The organism is Paraburkholderia kururiensis JCM 10599 = LMG 19447 (genome assembly GCF_003986935.1).
GTDB classification, from domain to species: Bacteria; Pseudomonadota; Gammaproteobacteria; order Burkholderiales; family Burkholderiaceae; genus Paraburkholderia; species Paraburkholderia kururiensis.
The window spans coordinates 125,610-132,790 of sequence record NZ_RJZE01000024.1 but is presented as its reverse complement, the minus strand read 5'-3'; the positions used below and the strand labels follow the sequence as shown (position 1 = coordinate 132,790).

Below are 7,181 nucleotides of genomic sequence, written 5' to 3'. Positions count from 1 at the left end.
CGAGCCGCTCCTGAAGGGCATTCCCTTCAAGGACGGCACTCCGGTGATTGAAAGCACACCGGCTCCTCAAGCGCTGGCCGCCTGATCATGCCGCCTGACCCGCGTACACCACTCTTGACGATTGCTCGTGCCAGCGTCGGATGATGCTCAATATAGCCACGTCGATCACTCCGTTCCCCTGCCCGTTGCCGAGCAGGTCAGTGTTCTACGTGGGTCAATATTCGATGCAAATTACTGCCCTGGCCGGGTCAAGTTTCCGTGCAAATCAACATCCTGAGCGACTTCCTCAGCGACAGAGCCGCGCCGCTCACCGATTCAGCGTGGCAAGCAATTGAGAAGATTACCAGTGGTGCCTGCCCCATGACGCTGGACCTTCTTCTGAGTCATGCTTACCCGGACCGCACCCCTTGGAACGAAGACCTCATTGTCGACACGCCTCGTGACGCATTCGTTGTCGACGACGTTTATAAAGCCATAGCCGGGCAGCGACTCTTCGTCGACCTCGAGTTCGATGACCTCTCCGAGGCCGATGAGGTCATCGTCTGCGCGTCGCGCGCGCAGTTGGAAGCAGTCGTGTTCAGCCGTCCGGTGCCAAGAGCGACAAACGACGAAGTCCTGTTCAATGTCGACATCGGCACTGAGTTCATGTATCGCGACCGGCCAGAGGTCTTTGAGGTCTCGATGGTCAACAGCGAGACGGTTTCTTACTTTGACCAGCAGTCGCGTGTCGGCACACTGATGCCAATCCCCATGTTCGAGCAGGCGCTGTACCGACGCGACATCAATCTGATAGCAACAACGCGTTCTATCGACGACGTCCTTTCGCGAATCGAAGGACTCACAGATGAACAGATTATTGACGGCAAAAACCGCCTTCTGATGGTTAAGGCTCTCGAGGAGGGCAAGCCTGTCCGCACCAACTTGAGCAAACGCCAAATCCAGCGCATCTTGAAGAAGGTACGGGAGGCCGGTGACTCAATTACAGCCAGGCGCTGGGCCGCAACGCGCAAGCGCCGCAGCGGTGGGCGTTCCCAGATTTTACAGAAGCAGTTGGACCTCATTCGCAGGGTGATAGAAGAAGGGAATAACCCGACCAATCCCGGTGGCAGCGCGAACTACAAGCGTTATGTCCGGCTCAGTGCTGAAGAAGGCATCGATGCCGTATCGCGGAAGACGTTTACCCAGCACGCAAAAAAGTTTGTCGACAAGAAAGCGCGTCGTGGCAGCAGAGTGGTCTATGCGGAGGAGCCCGCCGTTTGGTATCTGTACCTGACCGACAAGATACATGGCGGACGGCCTTTCCATCGCGTGCACATCGACCACACACAGCTGGACATATTCATCGCAATTCGAGGAAGGGGTGGTCGGATTTTTCGGCGTCGGCCGTGGCTGACGCTCGCAATCGATGCAGAAACTCGCGCCGTACTAGGCTTCTATCTCTCTTTACACGCGCCGAGCACTGTCAGTTGCATGATGGTCCTTAGAGTGATAGTGAAGGTACACAGACGAGTCCCCGCCTATATTGTCGTCGATAACGGCAAGGAATTTCACTCAGATGCGTTTGATGCATTGTGCGATTGGCTCGATATCACGTTGCAGTTCCGGCCGGCGCATGCGGCGCGCTTTGGGAATGTCATCGAACGCCTTTTCGGAACCCTCAACACGGAGTTCATTCACAATCTACTCGGTACCTCCAAAGCACTTGCCAACGTAAGAACGGTCACAAAGTCAATCAATCCACTGAGCGGCGAACTTCTAACTTTTGCGCAGCTTCATGGCCTGTTAGACCAGTATTTCTTCCAGGACTATAACCTGCGCGTGCACCCCGCACATGGCCACACGCCCATCGAGTATATGCATATTCGGTTGGGCCAGACCGGCAGACGCCTCGCTCGACGAATCGATTTCGACGGACAGTTCTACATTCGAACCTGTGTGCCCCCTTCGACTCATGGTTCTACCCGGGTGCTCGACAAGCAAAGGGGCATCAAGATTGGACACGTCTGGTACACGTGCAAGGAGTTTTCAGCTAGTTCACTTCGCGACGGCCAGACGCTTGACGTGGTAATCGATATGTGGGACGTAAGCATCGCTTACGCGAAGGTAAAAGGCGACTGGGTCCGCTGTACCTCGCAGTTGCTTATGAAGTATCGAAAACTGACGGCTATCGAATGGCGTTACGTCATCTACGAGGTGCGCCTTCGTAGCCAAGGTGTGAAGGAAGAAGACATGGAGTTCGTGCTCCAGTCTGTGCTCCTGGACTATCGTCCGCCAGATGCAGCCGCGGCAACTGAAGCGACCCGGCAGGTATATGGGAATGCACGACTTATCGAAGACCAGTCTCAGCTGACTACTGACCAAATCATTTCAATGCCCGCCGCGCTCACTGTGCCCGAACGCACGGAAGACGCGGCTACGTCCGTTTTCCGCAGCCCTGCGCTACCAACAACCCAAGACCCCCTCCTGCCGGGACAGGATATTTTCAAGATTGACTTCGACAAACTGCACACACAAGGGCCCATCTGAATCGGAGGAAAGTATGGAACAGCGCCTTAGTTTTGAGGAAGCATCGCGTCTGGCTCAAGCAATGCAAGGTAGTCCTGATGACAAGTTCCAGTATCTTCGTTCAATGCGATTTACTCATCCGAATCTCGAGGCGGTACGCAAAAAGGTTCGTCAGAACACAACACCTCACGGCGAGCTTTCAATAACGATTGTGACGGGTCCGGCTGGTGTCGGGAAGTCAACTTTCGCGAAGCTCATAATGGAAGAACTGTTGGAAAAGCATGAGATTGAAATACAGGAAGACCCCGGGGCGATACCTGTCGTACTTAATGAAATCGACGCTGCTGACGGAAAAGAGATTAACTGGCAACTATTCTACAAAAATTTGCTGCAAGACCTAAATACGATAGCACCTGAGTTCTTACTAAATGAGACAAATTCAAAGCAAACCATAAACGCCGCAATCAATAACAGCAGGATGATGCTCGACCACGCACTTAGAATGCGCAAAGTCCGGTACGTTATCCTTGATGAGGCGGTACATCTGACGGATAGCGCCACACCGCCCCTCCAGTACGGCAATTTACTGAAATCCCTCGCAAACCGCGCCGGCCTCAACCTCATTCTTGTCGGTGCCTACGGCTCGGAGAAGCTAATGAAGGCGAGCGGTCAACTGACGCGTCGCCTTGAAGTGGTGGAGTTCGCTCGATACCGTCAAACAGACGCAGACGTCAAAGCGTTCGCAACGTTTCTGATGGAATTCGAAAGGTTTATACCGCTACCGTTCGACATACCCCTCAGCAAATACATTGAACCACTCTTTCGCGCTCACATCGGATTGTCCGGGTACGCGTCCCAGACTCTAGCGAAGGCCGTCCGCGCGTGCGCTTACGATAGGGTGGAGCGATGGCATGACGAGTACTTGTGGAATGCCTTTCCTTCTCCCGTTGCTCACGAGACGATTGCAATGGAAACACTTGCGGGCGAAGCGGCCGTCGTACCGTACCTAAAAGCCTCGGGCCAAAGAACATATCCGAGCGAAAAGCAAATGCTCGCAAAGCTCGGCTTGGAGCAAACGAAAAATGGTCACCAGTCATCTCACGGGGGAGCGCAACGATGAGCAGTGTGCTATCGCTTACTCGGCCCGGAGGATGGCCTGAAGACTCCTCCCCGAGGTCAGTCTTATTCAATATCATCCCATACGGCTGCTGCGGTGCAGACAGGGAAGAACTGGGTAATTATATCGCTCGGTTAGCGGCCGAGCACCGAGTCAGTCGAGGCTCGCTGACGAGGCGCGTTATTGGCCCGGCAGCGTTCGAGATTTTCAAAGTCAATCCTCAGCGGCTGGTTCAAGAAGTCGGCACTTCAGATTTTGCTGTTGGCGTCTCAGGGGTTACTACGCAGGCAAAACAGTGGGCCAACATTCTGAATCACCTCACTCGGCGTGACGACTTAGAGTTATGTACTCTGCTCCCATTCAAAGACTTCATATCAACTTTCAAGCTGCAATCTGTAAGCCGGAGGTGTTGCCCCGCTTGCTACGAAGACGATATCGCAGCGGGCCGCGCAACGTATGACCGCCTCTTGTGGCGCGTCGCCGCCGTCAACGCGTGTCCGATTCACGAGCTTCGACTGATGGTGTTGCCAAAAGAACCGGGCTACATTCATCGACCCGAGCTAGCAAATAACAATCGCGACGATACTGCGCAAAGGTTTCTCAAGTCGGGACACAAGCGCGTCCCCGCCTCGAGAGATGAAATCGAAGACGCACGCTTGGTTGCAAATCTCATTGACGACTCTGCCGCATTCCAAACCATGACGTACTCGGTATCGGCTCAGTCAACGTTTCTTCACCACGTCATCGACACTTTCTTCGATAGCAAATCGGCGCATTTTGCTGCGGAACTGGGGGTGGGGAAGAGTCAGGTTCACGCTTGGGTGCACGGACAGGTGCGGATGAGCTTACCTCGCCTTTTATTAGTGGCCCGATGTTGTAGCTGTGAAGTTACCGACATCCTACTGGGCAAGCAAGTGACAAAACATTTTCAATCGCCGTCGAAGAATGAAAGTTCACGGATTATTCAACATTTACGCCGAGGGGCCAAATCGCCGCTCGCTGAGATAGGAATGCGGCTTAGAAAGCTTTTGGAAGACGGAGAAGTGAGCGACGCGAGCGCTGCATCGGATGTGCTCGATGTATCGCGAAAATTTCTCAGGAGACATTTCCCGGTCGAAAATGCGTTGCTTGTCCAGCGAGGCGAAGAGAATCGACGTGCATCGCGACGTGAAGCGACTGAAGCTTTCTCCCGTGCTTATCTGGCTGAACATTGCGCACTTGTCGATGCAGGTATCTACCCAGCCCGACGACTAGTGCTTGAGCGAGTTGACGTCGAGGTGCATGGCGCACTTAAGCACCGAAAAGTACAACGTGCTCAATTGGAAGCACACCAGAAAACCGATACACCAATCGCAAGACGAGGCGGACCGCCCGTTGTGCGGCTGTATGTGAACAAAACGTAGGACTTGGTCCAGAACTGGACGACTTGTAACAAATACAGTTACCTACTGTTGTCGTTTGCGACATCTGTAGGGTAAAGGCACATCATCGGCCCGACCTGGTATCACTTCGAATTTTGGCGCGCCCGGCTGGGATCGAACCAGCAACCCCTGCCTTCGGAGGGCAGTACTCTATCCATTGAGCTACGGGCGCTTCAACACGAAAGCGCCGCAACCGGGGGTTGCAGCGCTCAGCGAGACCGAGAGAATAACCGCTTTCGCTGCCTGCGTCCACCGCGCAGCCGTGACGGGACCGCGTCCCAAGGCGGCCCGCGGTACGATTTTCAGCCGTCCGCAGCTAGAGAAAGGACCCTCGACGTTCCCGCCCTCTTTCGGGTAAACGCCTGCTGAAGACCCGACGCCCACGCTCGCCGTCGCCAAAACCTTGCGTCTATAATCGCTCGTGTTTGATCAGAATCATGTCGTTGCCGTCCTGCTGTACCGCTCACAAAATCAACGGAGACGAGACAAGCATGAGCGAAGCACCCCACGGAGCCCCGATCAAAACACCCGGCCAGCTGATCGCCGCTGTCGTCGCCGGATTTGCCATTCCCGTCATCGTCATTGTGTTGCTCGCCTACTACGTCGATAACTCGACGCGCACAGGCGCGGGCACCGACGAGCTATCCGACGCCGCCGTCGCCAGGCGCGTCGCGCCCATCGCCCAGCTGAACCTGCGCGACGCCAACGCGCCGCACGTCTACAAAACCGGCGAGCAGGTTTATCAGGCGGTCTGTTCCGCGTGCCACGCGGCGGGCGCAGCCGGCGCGCCGAAGTTCGGCAACTCCGGCGACTGGGGACCGCGCATCTCGCAGGGCTTCGACACGCTCTGGCACAACGCCCTCAACGGCAAGAACGCCATGCCGCCGCGCGGCGGCACGAGCCCCGACGACTACAGCGACTACGAAATCGGCCTTGCCGTCGCCTACATGGCCAATCACGGTGGCGCGCAATTCCAGGATCCGCCGAAGCCGGCCGCCGGCGCACAGGGCGCATCGGCTGCGGCAGCCGCATCGGGCGGCGCAACGGCAGCGGCGGCACCTGGCGCCGACGCATCGGCCGCCAGCGCGCAGGCCGCCGCCGCCATGGCCGCGATCGCGAGCGCGCCGCAGGCCGCGGCTCCGGCGTCGGGCGCCACGCAGAGTGCCGACGCGTCGCAGGCGGGCAAGGCGCTCTATCAGCAGGTGTGTCAGGCCTGCCACGCCGCGGGCGTCCTCAATGCGCCGAAGTTCGGCGACAAGGAAGCCTGGGCGCCACGCCTGAAAGACCCGATGGACGTCGTCTACAACTACGCGTTGCACGGCAAGGGCGCGATGCCGCCGAAGGGCGGCTCGAACGCGTCCGACGCCGACGTGAAAGCCGCCGTCGATTACATGGTCAGCGCGGCGAAGTAAGCGAAACGAGCGGAGCCGCGGGCTCGATGAACGGCGCCACGAATGCGAAAGCAGGCGTGGCGCGTCTCAACGCATCGAGTTCGTCACGCAGCGCGACCGGGGAGAGCCAGGGGTAGGAAAGTCGCTCGTGCACTTGCGCGAGCAACCTCGCGTCGCCGTCCGCGATCACATCCATACGGGCAATCTGAATGTGAAAGCGCGTGACGCGAGGCTCAGCCTCGCCAACGGCAGGCGAGAACGTCCAGTCGTAGACGCCATGCCCGATCCGCAGCGTTCCGGCCTCGGGTTCACGCATCACGACGAGCCACGGCAGCGCCGCAATGCTTCCGTTTCGCGGCTGCAGAGCATCGCAAACGTAGTAGGTTCGACACCGGCTGTAGCGCGCACCGAAGTCGGTCACGAGCGTCTTCGCAATGGCATCGGCGCCCGTTACGCGCGAGGGAAACGTGATATTTGCGATAGCGAGCGAAAAGACGAGTTCGGCGTCTGGAGCAAACACATCGTGGATTCGCTGCGGACGGTTGTTGTCTTTCGCGTCGATGTACGCATCGAGCAGGGCGCGGTAACGGTCGGCGGCGGGCATCTTCACATGGCCTCTCCGGTGGGGGCAGAGCGCCACTCTAGCCCCCAAACAGCGCCTCGCCGGCAATGAGCCCTGGCCGCTCAGGGTCTTCGATCACAGGGTCTTCGATTCGAGCGGCGCTGCGATGGGCGCCTATTCTCCCT

The 7,181-nt window shown here is 57.4% G+C and carries 5 protein-coding genes and 1 tRNA gene; 4 read left to right on the top strand and 2 right to left on the bottom strand.

Translation table 11 applies throughout. From position 1 onward, the window contains the following. Positions 1-258 precede the first annotated feature (258 nt). The 3 genes from PKKP23_RS26020 to PKKP23_RS26010 are packed head-to-tail and all read left to right on the top strand — an operon-like array spanning position 259 to position 5,025. Positions 259-2,526, top strand: coding sequence for a DDE-type integrase/transposase/recombinase (locus tag PKKP23_RS26020; RefSeq protein WP_126878996.1), 2,268 nt, complete (start codon positions 259-261; stop codon positions 2,524-2,526). Positions 2,527-2,539: 13 nt separating this feature from the next. Then, positions 2,540-3,625, top strand: a complete 1,086-nt coding sequence (locus tag PKKP23_RS26015; protein ID WP_126878995.1) for an AAA family ATPase — start codon at positions 2,540-2,542, stop codon at positions 3,623-3,625. Then, positions 3,622-5,025, top strand: coding sequence for a TniQ family protein (locus tag PKKP23_RS26010; protein WP_126878994.1), 1,404 nt, complete (start codon positions 3,622-3,624; stop codon positions 5,023-5,025). Before PKKP23_RS26015 ends, PKKP23_RS26010 begins: the two co-directional genes overlap by 4 nt. A 114-nt stretch (positions 5,026-5,139) precedes the next feature. Here the strand turns inward: PKKP23_RS26010 and PKKP23_RS26005 are convergent. Next, positions 5,140-5,215 (bottom strand) — tRNA-Arg (locus tag PKKP23_RS26005). 319 nt (positions 5,216-5,534) lie between these two features. Between PKKP23_RS26005 and PKKP23_RS26000 the strand changes: the two genes are divergently transcribed. Beyond that, positions 5,535-6,455, top strand: a complete 921-nt coding sequence (locus PKKP23_RS26000) for a c-type cytochrome (RefSeq protein WP_126878993.1) — start codon at positions 5,535-5,537, stop codon at positions 6,453-6,455. Here the strand turns inward: PKKP23_RS26000 and PKKP23_RS25995 are convergent. Next, positions 6,439-7,038: a hypothetical protein gene (locus PKKP23_RS25995; RefSeq protein WP_240659141.1), complete on the bottom strand. Its 600-nt coding sequence runs from the start codon at positions 7,036-7,038 to the stop codon at positions 6,439-6,441. The genes PKKP23_RS26000 and PKKP23_RS25995 overlap by 17 nt on opposite strands. Between the last annotated feature and the right edge of the window lie 143 nt (positions 7,039-7,181).

What these genes read in the sequence shown, in the direction of transcription:
- PKKP23_RS26015 (WP_126878995.1), top strand. Translation starts at nt 2,540, where the DNA reads ATGGAACAGCGCCTTAGTTTTGAGGAAGCATCGCGTCTGGCTCAAGCA.
- PKKP23_RS26010 (WP_126878994.1), top strand. Translation starts at nt 3,622, where the DNA reads ATGAGCAGTGTGCTATCGCTTACTCGGCCCGGAGGATGGCCTGAAGAC.
- PKKP23_RS26000 (WP_126878993.1), top strand. Translation starts at nt 5,535, where the DNA reads ATGAGCGAAGCACCCCACGGAGCCCCGATCAAAACACCCGGCCAGCTG.
- PKKP23_RS25995 (WP_240659141.1), bottom strand. Translation starts at nt 7,038, where the DNA reads ATGCCCGCCGCCGACCGTTACCGCGCCCTGCTCGATGCGTACATCGAC.